At 49.8% G+C, this 14,079-nt stretch carries 15 protein-coding genes; 6 read left to right on the top strand and 9 right to left on the bottom strand.

Features of this window, described 5'->3' with window-relative positions; genetic code table 11:
- Positions 1-191: 191 nt before the first annotated feature.
- Genes msrB through DDY07_RS15085 form a run of 5 tightly spaced genes read left to right on the top strand, consistent with a single transcriptional unit; the run spans position 192 to position 7,038 of the window.
- Positions 192-584 carry a peptide-methionine (R)-S-oxide reductase MsrB gene (gene msrB / locus DDY07_RS15065; RefSeq protein ID WP_171696461.1) on the top strand — a complete coding sequence of 131 codons (393 nt, stop codon included), beginning with the start codon at positions 192-194 and terminating at the stop codon, positions 582-584.
- Complete coding sequence (locus tag DDY07_RS15070; RefSeq protein WP_216614760.1) at positions 581-1,888, top strand: M18 family aminopeptidase; 1,308 nt, start codon at positions 581-583, stop codon at positions 1,886-1,888. The genes msrB and DDY07_RS15070 overlap by 4 nt, the downstream gene beginning before the upstream one ends.
- A 47-nt stretch (positions 1,889-1,935) precedes the next feature.
- The gene (locus tag DDY07_RS15075; RefSeq protein ID WP_171696462.1) at positions 1,936-2,517 is read left to right on the top strand and encodes a YfiR family protein; all 582 of its coding nucleotides are present in this window, start codon (positions 1,936-1,938) and stop codon (positions 2,515-2,517) included.
- On the top strand, positions 2,510-4,870 hold the full coding sequence (locus DDY07_RS15080; protein WP_171696463.1) for an EAL domain-containing protein: 2,361 nt from the start codon (positions 2,510-2,512) through the stop codon (positions 4,868-4,870). The genes DDY07_RS15075 and DDY07_RS15080 overlap by 8 nt, the downstream gene beginning before the upstream one ends.
- Positions 4,871-4,878: 8 nt before the next feature.
- Entirely contained in the window at positions 4,879-7,038 is a 2,160-nt protein-coding gene (locus DDY07_RS15085; protein WP_171696464.1) for a TonB-dependent siderophore receptor, read from the top strand.
- Here the strand turns inward: DDY07_RS15085 and DDY07_RS15090 are convergent.
- From DDY07_RS15090 to ffh, 9 genes are all read right to left on the bottom strand, one after another.
- Positions 7,035-7,457 (bottom strand): response regulator transcription factor, encoded by a 423-nt coding sequence (locus tag DDY07_RS15090; protein ID WP_171696465.1) that lies wholly within the window; start codon positions 7,455-7,457, stop codon positions 7,035-7,037. The genes DDY07_RS15085 and DDY07_RS15090 overlap by 4 nt on opposite strands.
- Positions 7,458-7,552: 95 nt before the next feature.
- Positions 7,553-8,326, bottom strand: a complete 774-nt coding sequence (lpxA, locus tag DDY07_RS15095) for an acyl-ACP--UDP-N-acetylglucosamine O-acyltransferase (protein WP_171696466.1) — start codon at positions 8,324-8,326, stop codon at positions 7,553-7,555.
- A 2-nt stretch (positions 8,327-8,328) separates the two neighbouring features.
- Positions 8,329-9,213 carry a site-specific tyrosine recombinase XerD gene (xerD, locus tag DDY07_RS15100; protein ID WP_171696467.1) on the bottom strand — a complete coding sequence of 295 codons (885 nt, stop codon included), beginning with the start codon at positions 9,211-9,213 and terminating at the stop codon, positions 8,329-8,331.
- Positions 9,210-9,716 (bottom strand): methylated-DNA--[protein]-cysteine S-methyltransferase, encoded by a 507-nt coding sequence (locus DDY07_RS15105; protein ID WP_171696468.1) that lies wholly within the window; start codon positions 9,714-9,716, stop codon positions 9,210-9,212. Before DDY07_RS15105 ends, xerD begins: the two co-directional genes overlap by 4 nt.
- Before the next feature lie 97 nt (positions 9,717-9,813).
- Positions 9,814-10,161 carry a 50S ribosomal protein L19 gene (rplS, locus tag DDY07_RS15110; RefSeq protein ID WP_020484866.1) on the bottom strand — a complete coding sequence of 116 codons (348 nt, stop codon included), beginning with the start codon at positions 10,159-10,161 and terminating at the stop codon, positions 9,814-9,816.
- 12 nt (positions 10,162-10,173) lie between these two features.
- Positions 10,174-10,914 carry a tRNA (guanosine(37)-N1)-methyltransferase TrmD gene (gene trmD / locus DDY07_RS15115; RefSeq protein ID WP_171696469.1) on the bottom strand — a complete coding sequence of 247 codons (741 nt, stop codon included), beginning with the start codon at positions 10,912-10,914 and terminating at the stop codon, positions 10,174-10,176.
- 8 nt (positions 10,915-10,922) lie between these two features.
- Positions 10,923-11,414, bottom strand: coding sequence for a ribosome maturation factor RimM (gene rimM, locus DDY07_RS15120; RefSeq protein WP_253734497.1), 492 nt, complete (start codon positions 11,412-11,414; stop codon positions 10,923-10,925).
- A gap of 26 nt (positions 11,415-11,440) precedes the next feature.
- Positions 11,441-11,692 (bottom strand): 30S ribosomal protein S16, encoded by a 252-nt coding sequence (rpsP, locus tag DDY07_RS15125; RefSeq protein ID WP_033157173.1) that lies wholly within the window; start codon positions 11,690-11,692, stop codon positions 11,441-11,443.
- An 88-nt stretch (positions 11,693-11,780) separates the two neighbouring features.
- Complete coding sequence (gene ffh / locus DDY07_RS15130) at positions 11,781-13,136, bottom strand: signal recognition particle protein (RefSeq protein ID WP_033157174.1); 1,356 nt, start codon at positions 13,134-13,136, stop codon at positions 11,781-11,783.
- Positions 13,137-13,262: 126 nt separating this feature from the next.
- On the opposite strand from ffh, the gene ccsA reads away from it, so the two are divergent.
- Entirely contained in the window at positions 13,263-14,060 is a 798-nt protein-coding gene (gene ccsA, locus DDY07_RS15135; protein WP_171696471.1) for an inner membrane protein YpjD, read from the top strand.
- The last annotated feature ends 19 nt before the right edge of the window (positions 14,061-14,079 follow it).

Here is a 14,079-nt window from a genome sequence, read left to right on the forward strand (position 1 = left end):
TGCTGTTTAGATGAACACACTCTGCATATTAATTATTTTTATAGTGGTGTTATATGCTTCAAAACCTTACGGCTCAAGAACATTAGGACCTCCTGATGCAATGAACTGAAATATTCCCAGCTTTTGATTGCTTTTGATGCCGAGGTAGACTGGGTACAATGCCCACTAATTACAGCATGCGGAACACTACCATGACCGAGAAACACGATACTGAACAAGCCTGGCGCGAGAAGCTAACTCCCGAGCAATATCATGTCTGCCGGGAAAAAGGTACCGAGCCGCCCTTTACCGGCAAATATACCGATTGCGACGAAGCCGGCGTGTACCGCTGTGTCTGCTGCGGTCACGCCCTGTTTACTTCTGAACATAAATTCCATTCCGGCTGCGGCTGGCCCAGTTTTTGGAATCCGCTGAGCTCGGAAAGCCTGGATCAGCACCCCGATAACAGCCACGGCATGCGGCGGACTGAAGTGACCTGCCAGTCCTGTGGCGCTCACCTTGGCCACGTATTCGAAGACGGACCGCAACCAACAGGCCTGCGCTATTGCATTAATTCCGTGGCGCTGACACTGGAAAAATCATGATCTCCGCTCAGCAACAAGTGCAAGATTTGCTGGACTTCATCGACGCCAGCCCCAGCCCTTGGCATGCGGTTGCCAGCATAGAAGAACGCTTGCAGGCGCATCAGTTCCAACGCATCCAAGAAAGCAACACATGGTCATTGGTTAGCGGTGGTCGCTATTATGTGATCAGAGACGATTCTTCCATCGCCGCATTTGTTATCGGCAAACAAGCCTTGGCAGAAACCGGCTTCAAAATACTCGGCGCCCATACCGATTCGCCGGGGCTGCGCGTCAAACCGCAGCCGCTGATCGACTCGGACAAATTGCTGCGGCTGGCCGTGGAAGTATACGGCGGGCCAATTCTCGCTACGTTTACTGATCGGGATCTGAGTCTGGCCGGCCGTATTGCCTACCTGGATAAAAACGGCAACATTGCCAGCCGGCTACTGCGATTTGAAGAACCGTTGCTGCGTCTGCCGAATCTTGCGATTCATATGAACCGCGGCGTCAACGAAGACGGCCTGAAGCTAAAAAAACAAAGTGAGTTGCCACTCATTTTCTCAGCCAGTGTCGAGCAACAATTACCCGCCGACCGGTTTCGGCAATTGCTGGAACAAGCCGGCAACATTGCCGCCGAGCGAATTTTAAGTTGGGAGCTCAATGCCTACGACACCCAGAAAGGCAATCTGTGGGGTGACGGGCAACTGTTTTATGCCGATAGCCAATTGGATAATTTGGCGTCTTGCCATGCCGGACTGACGGCTTTGCTGGATGCACCGACACTGGATTCCGACAGCACGCTGATCTGTGCGTTTTTCGATCACGAGGAAATCGGCAGCGAAAGCTGCAAAGGCGCGGCCGGCAGTTTCCTGCCGGATGTGCTTGAGCGTATCGCCAATGCGGTAGGCAGTAACCCGGACGACTACCGGCGTTCGCTAGCTAATAGTTTTATGGTTAGCGCGGATATGGCGCATGCCTATCAACCCAACTTTCCCGGTGCCTACGAACCCGGCCACAAAGTTATCGTCAACCATGGGCCGGTCATCAAGGTAAATGTTAACCATCGTTATGCCTCCGAATGCATTTCAGAGGCGACTTTCATCCGCGTTTGCCAGCAAGCCGGGGTGCCTTATCAAAAATACGCGCATCACGGCGATCTACCTTGCGGCAGTACGATAGGCCCGATAGCGTCGGCGAAATTAGGCATCCGCAGTGTCGATGTCGGCTCCCCTATGTGGGCCATGCACAGCATTCGCGAGAGTGCCGGCGTACTCGACCATGCCTATATGATTCGGGCCTTGCGGGGATTTTTCAGCAACCGATAATTTTTCAACTATCCTTGCCTGATGATTTTATCCGGTAGGGAATAACCTTGGTTTCCGTCTTTTCCACTGATGACGCATTGTCGTTGCGGCGCGCTTTCGAGCTCGTAAAGTGGGTAATCCTATGTTGCCTTGTCAGTCAGCCGTCGTCGGCAGACGAACTGAACCTGGAATATAAGGTCAAGGCTGCCTATCTCTATAACTTCACCAAATTCATCACTTGGCCGGAAAAAGCCAGCCCCACCTTTAATATCTGTATCATCGGCCACGACCCTTTCGGCAGTCTGCTGAGCCCGCTGGAGAGCAAGACCGTTCAGGAAAAACCGATTCGGTTGTTCAAATTCGATACGCCCAAACAGGCGAAAGATTGCGACATCGTCTATTTCGACAATCCCGAACAGCGGGCGGACCTTGCTTTATCGGGTGTATTACTGGTCGGATCGCTGAAAAAATCACTGACGGTCAGTAGTGAGCCGTTTTTTGCCGAATCCGGCGGCATGATCGGCTTTGCACTCGACGACGGCAAAGTCAAACTGCACCTCAACCTCAAGGCTTTGAAACAAAGCGGTTTTAACGTCAGCGCCAAACTCATCGAAGTTGCCACGCTGGTGGAGGGGGGCGAGCATGAGTAGATTCTTCTCGCGGCTATCCATCAAAGGCAAATTGTTCAGCATCGCCATCACCTCCAGCCTGTTTTCCATGCTGTTGGCCTTGGTGATTTTGGTAACGGTGAACGTCACCGAAGTAAAGCGCAAGGCCCAAAGCGACTTAATCGCCGTGGCCAGCCTGATCGCCAACCGAAGTGTGGCCGCAGTGATGTTCGACGACGCCAATTTGGCCAAGGAAAACTTGGTGTCCTTGAATAATCTCCCCGATTTGCGCAGCGCTTGCGTCTACACCAAAAGAGGTCAGTTATTCACCTCGCTGGACAAGCAATCCGCCACCTGCCCGATCGTATCGCATGGCTTGCGTAATTATTTCGATAAACTCAACCTTTATGTTTATCAGCCCATGCGCCTGGACGACGAAATTGTCGGCGGAATCTTTCTGTCGTCGGACCTCAGTGCGGCCTTCTGGCGAGAACTGCAATTTATCGGTGTGGTGCTGATTGTATTGTTTGTGGCGTTATCGATTACCTTTTTGCTGACTGCCCCCTTATTAAACCGGGTGGCGAAACCCATCGCACAACTGGCTAAAACCGCGCAGAAAGTCAGCCAGGAACACGACTATTCCTTGCGCGCAGCCAAGCACAGCAATGATGAAATGGGCATTTTGGTCGATGCGTTCAACGGTATGCTGGATACCGTGGAGATTCAAAACAAAGCCTTGATTAGTGTCAAAAATAACTTCCAGGCCTTGTACGACAACAACCCGACCATGGTGTTTAACCTGGATATGCAAGGGCAAATCATCTCGGTAAACCGCTTCGGCGCCCGCCAGCTGGGTTTGAGCGTTGAGGAACTGCAAGGCTGCTCTATTTTCAACTTCGCCCATCCCGAAGATATAGGTAACTGCAACCAGTTCTTCCAAATCTGCCGTAATCATCCCGAGCAAGTACATAAGCTGGAAAGCCGCATCATCTGCCGCAACGGCAACATCATCTGGGCCAGGGAAACCGCGCGTCTGGTGAAGGACGAAAACAATCGTTCGCACCTGTTGCTGGTTTGCGAAGACATTACCGAAACCCGACGCCTCTCGGAAAAAATCGCTTATCAGGCCAGCCACGACGAATTAACCGGCCTAGTCAACCGCCGCCAATTCGACATCCATATTCAGAATTTGGTGTTGGAGGCGCAAGCCAACGATAGCCATCACGTTCTGTGTTATTTAGATCTGGATCAATTCAAAATCGTCAATGATACCTGCGGCCATCTGGCGGGCGACGAACTGCTGCGGCAGCTCGGCGAAGTACTGCGACAACAAGTGCGTAGAATGGACATATTGGCTAGACTTGGCGGCGACGAGTTTGGCATCCTGATGTCGTATTGTTCTCTGGAACAAGCCATCATCACCGGCGAAAAGTTACGTAATGCGGTATGCGACTTCCAATTTGCCTGGGAAAATCGCAGTTTCAATATCGGCGTAAGTATTGGTATCGCCCCCATCAATCGCGCCTGCGGCAATGCCGTGGATGTATTGAAGGAAGCCGATGCCGCCTGTTATGCCGCCAAGGAAAAAGGCCGCAACCGAGTACATATATTCAGTCCGGACGATGAAGAACTCACGCTGCGCCAAGGCGAAATGCAATGGGTGGAAAAAATCCGCCTGGGAATCGAGCGAGACCGCTTCCAGCTGTTCGGTCAATTGATCGTACCCATAGCCGCTAATCGTGGTGGCCTGCATTTCGAGACCTTAATACGCTACCGAGACGATCAAGATAAGGTGATTCCGCCAGGCGCCTTTCTACCTGCTGCGGAACGCTACAATATGGCTTCTCCGTTAGACCGTTGGGTAATCTCCCGATTGTTCGAGCACTTGGCAACGACGCCAGGCTTTCTGGACCGACTGGAAATGTGCTCGGTCAATCTGTCAGGATTGTCGCTGTCGGACCAAGCCATGCTGGGCTTTATCGATGAGCAATTCCGCACATGGCAGATACCCACCCACAAGATTTGTTTCGAAATCACCGAAACAGCCGCCATTAGCAATCTTTCCTATGCCCGGCAATTTATCGATTCGCTGCGCCAAAAAGGCTGCTCGTTCTCCCTGGATGATTTTGGTAGTGGCCTATCGTCTTTTGCTTACCTAAAGAACCTACCGGTGGATTATTTAAAGATAGACGGGCTGTTTGTAAAAGACATACTGGATGATCGGGTGGATTTGACTATGGTTAAAGCGATCAATGAGGTGGCCCACGTGATGGGCAAAAAAACCATCGCCGAATTTGTGGAAAACCAGAGTATTTTCGATCTACTACAAACCTTGGGAGTGAATTACGCGCAAGGCTACGGCATTGCCAAACCGGTACCTCTGCGGGAATTATGAGAAATCCTATGCTGAAAACAGTGAAGAAACGGCTTTTCAAACACTCTCTAGTCCTTAGCCTCATTGGTCAGCAGGCCTATGCCGACCAAACCGTCAACGATTTTCTGGATTTATCGCCAGCGGAATTAGCTAATATTTCAGTCAGTATTGCCTCGGGTACCGCTAAATCGGTATCGCAATCAGCGGCGGTGACCACCGTTATCACCGCTGAGCAAATTGCCACGATGGGCGCTACCGATCTGCACGAGGTGCTGGAAACCGTACCTGGCATGCATGTGACGATCCAACCGGTGACTAACGACTATAGTTACACGATGCGTGGCATGCGCAATGAAACCAATGCCGAAGTTTTGCTGATGCTCAACGGCACACGTTTCTCAGTGCCCTATCAGGGTACGCATATGGCGGGAATGATTATTCCCGTCGAAAATATTCAACGTGTCGAGGTGATTCGCGGGCCGGGCTCCGCGCTTTACGGTGCCGACGCCTTCGCGGGGGTGATTAATATTGTCACCAAAAAGGCCGCGGATATTGATGGCGTCACGGTCGGCGCACGCGGCGGCAATGCCGATACGAAAAGCGCTTGGGGCCAATACGGCGGTAAATGGCAAGGCTGGGATGTAGCGGGTAGCCTGCAATATAGCCATAACGGGGTCGATCCCGAGCGAATCATCGCCGCCGACGCGCAAACCCAAGTCGACCAAGCGTTGGGAACGAATATATCGCTCGCTCCCGGCCCCATGCAAACCCAAAACGAACGCTGGAACGGTCATCTCAGTTTACAGCGCAAACATTGGGATTTGGGATTTTGGGCTTTTAACGAAAGCGACTACGGGTTTCGTTCCGGCGCTTATGGCGCGCTGGATAACAAGGGCAAGGGCAATGGCAGCAATTACTTGGCGGATGTGCGTTATTCCACTGAGGATGATTTGGAGAACTGGGAACTACAAGCACACGCCAGCTTTTTACATAGCGATGTATCCGCCAATATTTACGGATTTCCGGCCGGCTCAATTTTACCGATTAGCGCGGACAGCAACGTCACCGATCAACTGGCGGCGACCCGTGGCTTGGTGCTATTTCCGGAGGGGCTGCGCTTTGTCGCCGGTTTTAAAAACACGGTACCCAGTTTTGAGTTAACCAGTATTTACAAAGGCTTTTCCGATCATTTAATCCGCATGATCGCCGGCTTCCGCTATGAGGAGATGAACACCCAGGAAGCGCGCAATTACGGCGTAGGTGTTATCAACGGGTCCGGGCTATCGGCATTTCCCGCCATCAATGTTGCTGGCGGTTTACAAGACTTAACTGGAACCCCTCTCACATTCATTGACGACCATCATCGCGACATCTGGTCCGCGGCGATACAAGACGAATGGCAATTTGCCAAGGACTGGCACCTGACCACCGGTTTGCGCTTTGACCACTATTCCGACTTTGGCGGCACATTGAACCCCCGCGCTGCGTTGATCTGGAACATCAATTCTGAATTGACTGCTAAATTGCTCTATGGACAAGCTTACAGAGCGCCAAGCTTCGTAGAACAATATCAGCAAAACAGTCCGCTTTTCCTTGGTAACCCGTCTTTGAGCCCGGAAACCATCTCAACTACCGAGCTGGCATTCGATTATCGTCCAACGAAGAATCTGAGAACCGCGTTGAATTTGTACCATTATGAGATCCGCGATTTGATTAGCGGCCCGATTTCCGGCGCCGGCACGCTAACCGAGCGTAACACGTCAGGTCAAGACGGCTATGGCAGCGAGTTTGAATGGGATTGGAAATTTCACGCAGATTGGAATCTGCGCGGTAACTACGCTTGGCAATTTGCCCGTAGCGAAGCGACGCACACCCGGGTTAGCAATGTCCCCGAGCATCATGTTTACACCGCACTCGCCTGGAATTTTATGCCGAAATGGCAGATTCAAACCCAAATTAACTGGATAGGTCACCGCCTTAGCAGCCCGGAAGATACGCGAGTTTTAAAAGATTATGAAACGGTCGACCTAACTTTAAATGCGAAAAAACTGATGGGATATCTGGATCTGACGGCATCGGCTCGGAACCTGTTCGATAGCCACGGCAAGGAACCGGCTACCTCCAGTTATCCTTATAATTTGCCCATCGCCGGACAAACTTTTTATTTCGAGGCTGGTTTACACTTTTAGCTGCTTGCTTGCAGCGAATAATTCCGGTGGATGGCATCCAGAAGATAAGCAACGATCTTACGGCTCAACCAAGCTTCGCCAGCCGCGACTGCGTGGATCATTCTGTTGATATAGGCCGCCAGTGACTGACTATTCTGATAGCCCTTGGCGCCGGCCAACACGCAGTGCAGAATTTGCTCTTCATGCAAGTCATCGCCGATGATCACGATATTACTGGCAGGACTGGCCGCCAATAACAAGTTGGTATAGTCGGGCGTTTGGCTACCGCGCAACGCAAAATTCAGCAAAATGATGTTGGGTTGGAGCTGTTCGGCAGCATTAAGAGCTTGGATCTCATCCGAATAAAACGCAACATCCGCTTCCGCCATCAACATCAGTGGCTGGATTTGGTCGATGTTATCGATTACTTGTATTTTCATGATAAATCTTGCTGTCTGTTAGCTGACTGGCTTGCCACTTTGACCTCTGGAACTAATTTGTTAAATTCCTACGGCATTGCCCCTGACTATTGAATTCAGTTGGTAACATCGATAAATCCGTGTAATCCACGCTTGGAATCGACCGCCAGCCAACGCCTTAAGTATTGCAGCTCTTCGGTAGATTGCAATTCTTCAAGGCTTTTTTTATTTTTTAACAATCTGAACGCGGCTGAGAGCACTTTGTAATTCTCCCCTACTATGCCGGCTCGCCGTAAGCCCACGATGTTTAGCCGATAATGTTTCGCGGGCCGGCCACCTATCAGCATAAACGGGATCACGTCCATGTTAATCCCCGTAGTGCCTTGCACAATGGCATAAGCGCCGATCCGGCAAAATTGATGCACAACTACCGCCCCGCCCATAAACACGTTATGCCCCACCTCTACATGACCGCCAATCGCCACATTATTGGCAAAAATCGTTTTGTCACCAACCGCGCAATCATGGGCAACGTGGCTGTTGTTCATGAAATAGCAACCTGAACCGATCCTGGTAGCGCTGCCAGCTACTGTAGCCCTATGGGCGGTAAATCCTTCTCGAAACACGTTATTGTCCCCAATCTCTAGCCACGACTCGGTTTGCGCATCAAACCCCAAATCTTGAGGTAAGCCGCCTAGTACAGCGTGCGGGTGTAACACATTACCGTCGCCCATTTTGACATGCGCATGCACTACGGCATGCGCACCTATTCGACTATTCGCGCCAATTACCGCGCCCGCCTCTATCACCGCAAACGGGCCAACGCTGACATTTTCTCCAAGTATGGCGCCGGTTTCGATAAAAGCGGTGGGATGAATCGGTGTAGTCATGGTTAGCCTCTTGGATGATGTTGGTTGTGTAACGCCTTCAAGCGCTGTTGGGCAATATGCGTATAAATTTGGGTAGTGGATAAATCGGAGTGACCGAGCAATAGCTGCACGACTCGAAGGTCAGCACCATGGTTCAACAAATGCGTGGCAAACGCATGACGCAGCGTATGCGGGGACAAATGCTTGTCGATACCGGCTAGCGCGGCATAGCGTTTGATAATGTGCCAAAAAGCCTGTCTGGTCATAGAAGTGCCCCGGCTGGTAACAAACAAATAGTCGCTTTGCCTATTTCCCAAGATTGCTTGTCTGGCAGTATTCAGATAACGTTCGGCCCAATCCATGGCTTCTTCACCAACCGGCACCAGGCGTTCCTTGTCGCCTTTGCCGACGATGCGCACACAACCTTGCCGAAAATTAATTTGGCTAAACTTCAGTTCGACTAACTCGGACACCCTCAGCCCTGTGGCGTAAAGCATTTCAAGCATCGTTCTATCCCTGAAACCCAACTTGTCGGTAACTTCCGGAGCATTTAACAACAATTCGACGTCGGTTTCTGACAATGAATCCGGCAACGTGCGGCCAAGCTGTGGCGAGTCTATCAATTGGGTAGGATCGATATTAATCTTACCTTCGCGCAGCAAATAACCGTAAAAGCGCCGCAAACAAGAGACAATTCTGGCCGACGAACGGCTGGTTATACCTTGTTGCTGTCGGTTAGCCAAAAAACTCTTGATCGTCGTGTCGTCAACAGCGGTTATATCCTTATCCTTCAGCCACTTCGCAAACAATTTAAGATCGCTGCCGTAAGCCGATAGCGTATTGTCGCTTAATCCGAATTCCAGCCACAATGCGTTTAAGAATGCCTCTATGGTCTGCGCCGAATTCATTCCCTGTCCAATCCCAAACCACGCTCGTACTCGAGTAAACGGTGTTTAAGCGCCACAAACTCGCCGTCGCCCTGCCCCATAAAACCGCCGATGCCACGCTTTGCCACCACCCGATGACACGGGATAATCCCGGCATAAGGGTTATTTCGGCAAGCCCCCGCTATTGCTCTAGGTCCTGAACCCAGCGTTTCCGCCAACCCCGAATATGTTTCCACTTGCCCGACGGGAATAGCCAATAACGCACTCCAAACCGTATTAGCGTACACGCTACCCTGGCTTAGCAAGGTAACATGCAGTTCGGTTTGCATCGGGTTTAACAGATAACTTTGCACACTAACAGCCTGTGGTGACAAAGTCTTAGTTAAGTCTCCGCCAACGTGCCAAGATGCATCCGTAATGATTTCACCGGCCATGGTTAATATCAATTCCGCATTGAGTAGTGGCACGGCAAGCAGGGACTCTTCACCATCCGCAACATTTTGCCAAACGATATGTAAAGGCATCACATCTCTCTTTTGCTATCGGCAAAAAAAAAGGCAGCTGAGCAGGCCGCCTTTTCTCATTACCTGATTCGCTATAAACGAACCAGATTGCAGCGTATTAAGAAAGTTTCTCTTTGATACGTGCGGCTTTACCAGCCAAATCGCGCAGATAATAAAGTTTAGCGCGACGAACGTCACCGCGACGTTTTACTTCGATACTGCCAACTGATGGACTGTGAGTTTGGAAAACCCGCTCAACACCCACGCCATGCGAAATTTTTCTGACAGTAAATGCTGAATTCAAACCGCGATTACGTTTTGCAATCACAATGCCTTCAAAAGCCTGTAACCTTTCCCGCGTGCCTTCAGTTACTCTAACTTGCACCACGACAGTGTCGCCAGGTCCGAATTCCGGTACATCTTTTTTCAGCTGTTCAGCTTCCAATTCTTCAATAATTTTACTCATAACCACACCCTATTAAACAACTTCAGTTCTAAATTCTTTCAACAAAGCATCCTGCTCTGCGCTTAACGTTACTTTTTCAAGCATATCCGGCCGCCTCGACCAAGTCCGCCCCAACGCTTGTTTCATCCTCCACCGCTTGATGTCGGCGTGATTTCCGCCGAGCAACACATCAGGGACGTCGCCAATATCGCTATGCTCGGGTCGCGTGTAATGCGGGCAATCCAACAGTCCATCAAAATGCGAATCTTGTTTAGCAGATTCATCGTCACCAAGTACGCCAGGAATTAACCTGGTAACCGCGTCGATTACTATCAAGGCTGCCAGCTCGCCACCGCTGATGACATAATCGCCCAGCGACCATTCTTCGTCGCAAGCATGCTGGATAAAACGCTCGTCTATACCTTCATAACGACCGGATACGAGGATCAATTGATCGTAGCGACTCGCATCCAGCAACAACTCTTGACTAAGCAAACGACCCTGCGGACTCAAGCAAATTACTTTGCGGTTAACCAAGACATTATGCTGTTTGGCTGCATCCACTGCGTCGAGCAAAGGTTGGCATTTCATCACCATGCCCGGCCCGCCACCATAAGGTCTATCATCGACGGTCCGGTGTTTATCGAGCGTGTAATCGCGGGGATTCCAAACCGACAAACCGACCAAGCCTCGTTCAATCGCCCTGCCGGTTACTCCGTAACTAGCGGCATCGGATACCATCTCAGGGAAGAGACTGATAACATCAAAACGCATGCCTTTAGTTAAAAGTCCGGATCCCAATCGACGAGAATCAAGCCTTCGTCAAGATCAATTTTTAAAACAGTACTCTGCTGCAAAAACGGAATCAGACGCTCTAACTCCCCGTCAACTACGACCAAAACATCGTTAGCACCGGTTTCCAACAAATGATCAACTTTACCTAATTGGCAACCCTCTAGATTGCGTACTTCCAACCCAATCAGATCCGCCCAATAATATTCGCCATCGCTCGCTTTGGGTAATTGTTGCTTGCGAATCAAAATATCCGCGCCCATCAACCCTGCTGCGACATCTCTGTCAGTAATATCTTGCAACTCTGCGACGACCAAACTGCCTTGCCGCCGACCTCCAAGCAATTTAACTTCGTGGAAGTGGCTATTTTTTCGCAGAATCCATGGGGAATACTGCAATATGTTTTCACGGGGATCTGTGAAGGAATAGACTTTTACCCATCCTTTTACACCAAAAACGCCGGACACTTGGCCGACGTTCAAAAAATCCCCTTCTGACAAAGCTAAAATTAAGCGGCTGCTTTATCGGCGTCTTTAATCAATCTAGCGACGCGATCAGTAGGTTGCGCTCCATTGGCTTTCCAGTATTGGACTCGTTCGCTATCCAATACCAATCTTTGCTCACCACCGCGAGCTAAAGGATTGAAAAAACCTACGCGCTCAATGTAACGACCATCGCGACTGCTTCTGCTGTCGGTAACAACAACATGATAGAAAGGACGATTCTTAGCGCCGCCTCTGGACAAACGAATGCTTACCATTTGGATACCTTAAATAACATTGAATCAAAAAACTTAATCAAACTATTCTACGCGATTTTTACAATAAGTGAAGGACAAATTACGACAATCACATTCTCATGCCGCGCATATTGCTCTTCAAACCGCGCATCATGTTGGCGATATTCCCTTTGCTGAATTTTTTCATCATCTTTTCCATCATTTGATGCTGCTTCAACACACGATTTACAGCTTGCAAATCCAAGCCGCAACCATCGGCGATACGCTGCTTCCGACCGCCTTTAATCAGATCGGGAAAACGCCGCTCTTGTTTGGTCATTGAGTTGATTACGGCAATCTGATGCGCCAGATCTTTGTCGTTGACTTTATCCTTAATATCTTTGGGCACTCCGCCCATACCCGGCAGCTTATCCATCATCGCGCCAAGCCCGCCCATATTCTGCATTTGTTCAAGCTGCTCCTTCAGATCGTTCAAATCGAAGCTTTTGCCTTTTTGCAGCTTTTTGGCTAATTGCTCGGCCTTTTTTTTGTCGACATTTTGCTCGATATTCTCAATCAGCGACAACATGTCGCCCATACCGAGAATACGCGAAGCCAACCGATCAGGATAGAAAGGCTCTAAGGCATCGGTTTTTTCGCCGACACCGATAAACTTAATCGGCTTGCCGGTTATATGCCGAATGGAAAGCGCCGCTCCGCCTCGCGCGTCGCCGTCGGCCTTGGTCAGAATGACACCGGTCAATGGCAAGGCATCATGAAAAGCCTTGGCAGTGTTTGCAGCATCTTGACCGGTCATACTATCAACCACAAATAAGGTCTCAATCGGCTTGATTGCGGCGTGCAAAGCTTTGATCTCTGCCATCATCTCGTCATCGACATGCAAACGTCCGGCGGTGTCGACAATTACCACATCTAAAAATTGGCGCTTTGCTGCATCTATAGCCCTGTTGACAATATCGACAGGATTTTCGCTGACATCGCTTTCGAAAAATTTTAATCCAACATCGGCGGCCAACGTCTCCAATTGCTTAATCGCGGCAGGACGATAAACGTCAACACTCACCACGCCTACCTTTTTCTTTTTCTTTTCTTTTAGATGGCGACCTAATTTTGCCACCGTAGTCGTTTTACCCGCGCCCTGAAGACCTGCCATCAATACGATTGCCGGCGGATTAATGCGTAAATTCAGCTCTTCGTTAGCCGAACCCATCACTTTGACAAGTTCGGACTGCACCACTTTGATCATCGCCTGCCCAGGCGTCAAACTGGTTTGCACTTCCTGACCCAACGCGCGCTGAGTAACTTGATCGATAAAATCGGTCACCACCGGCAAAGCAACATCGGCTTCCAGCAAAGCCATTCTTACTTCGCGCATGGTGTCCTGGATATTGCTCTCGGTCAGACGACCTTGGCCTTTAATTTTTTTTAGTGTGCCACTGAGGCGATCAGATAAATTATCAAACATAGCTGCGTCTTTATTTTTCTAGGGTTCCGGCGGATGTCTGCCAACACAAACGGATTACAACAATTGGTCTGCTTAGTTTAACATAACCGAATCGCAACACCTTTTGATTATTCCCCTGCCATCGCCATGTACACCACACCCGTCGGCCTATTTTCGATATTAAGCTATGCGATTGCCGCAACATTGATCGTTAAAGAAATTTTTGGCGCCAAACAGCACCGGCTATCCATGCAACTGGCTTGGCTTGGCGCAGGCTTGCATTGCGCCTACACCGTCTTAAACGTACAAAACCATGACGGATTCAACTTCAGTTTTTTCAGTACCGCATCGCTGGCAGGCTTGGTTATTTGCCTTCTGCTGTTAATTGCCTCGCTGGACAAACCTGTGGCAAAACTGGGCGTGTTGATTTTTCCAGTCGCTGCAGCCATGCTGGCTTTAGATATTCATTATCCAGCTACGCCACGCCTGCTTGTGAACCACAACTGGCAGATGAGCACTCACATACTGACATCGATATTGGCATTCAGCCTTTTAAATATCGCTGCCTTACAAGCCATTTTATTGGCCGTTCAGGATCAACAATTGCGTCATCGCCACCCCAAACGCTTTATGTTGGCTTTACCACCTTTGCAAGCCATGGAATCACTGTTGTTTCAAATGATTGCAACGGGATTACTGTTTTTGACCGCGTCCTTGGTCACCGGCTTCTTTTTCGTAGAGGATTTATTTGCGCAGCATTTGGTTCATAAAACCGTACTATCGATACTGGCCTGGATAATTTTTTCCGCACTACTGTTCGGCAGGATTCGCTATGGCTGGCGTGGGCAAAGCGCAATTCAGTGGACCCTCATAGGCTTTACTTCATTATTATTAGCCTATTTCGGCAGTAAATTGGTTTTGGAATTGATATTGAAAAAAGTTTGACCCTTTAAAAATAGCCCGA

It is taken from the genome of Methylomonas sp. ZR1 (genome assembly GCF_013141865.1).
In the GTDB taxonomy this organism is placed as follows: Bacteria; Pseudomonadota; Gammaproteobacteria; order Methylococcales; family Methylomonadaceae; genus Methylomonas.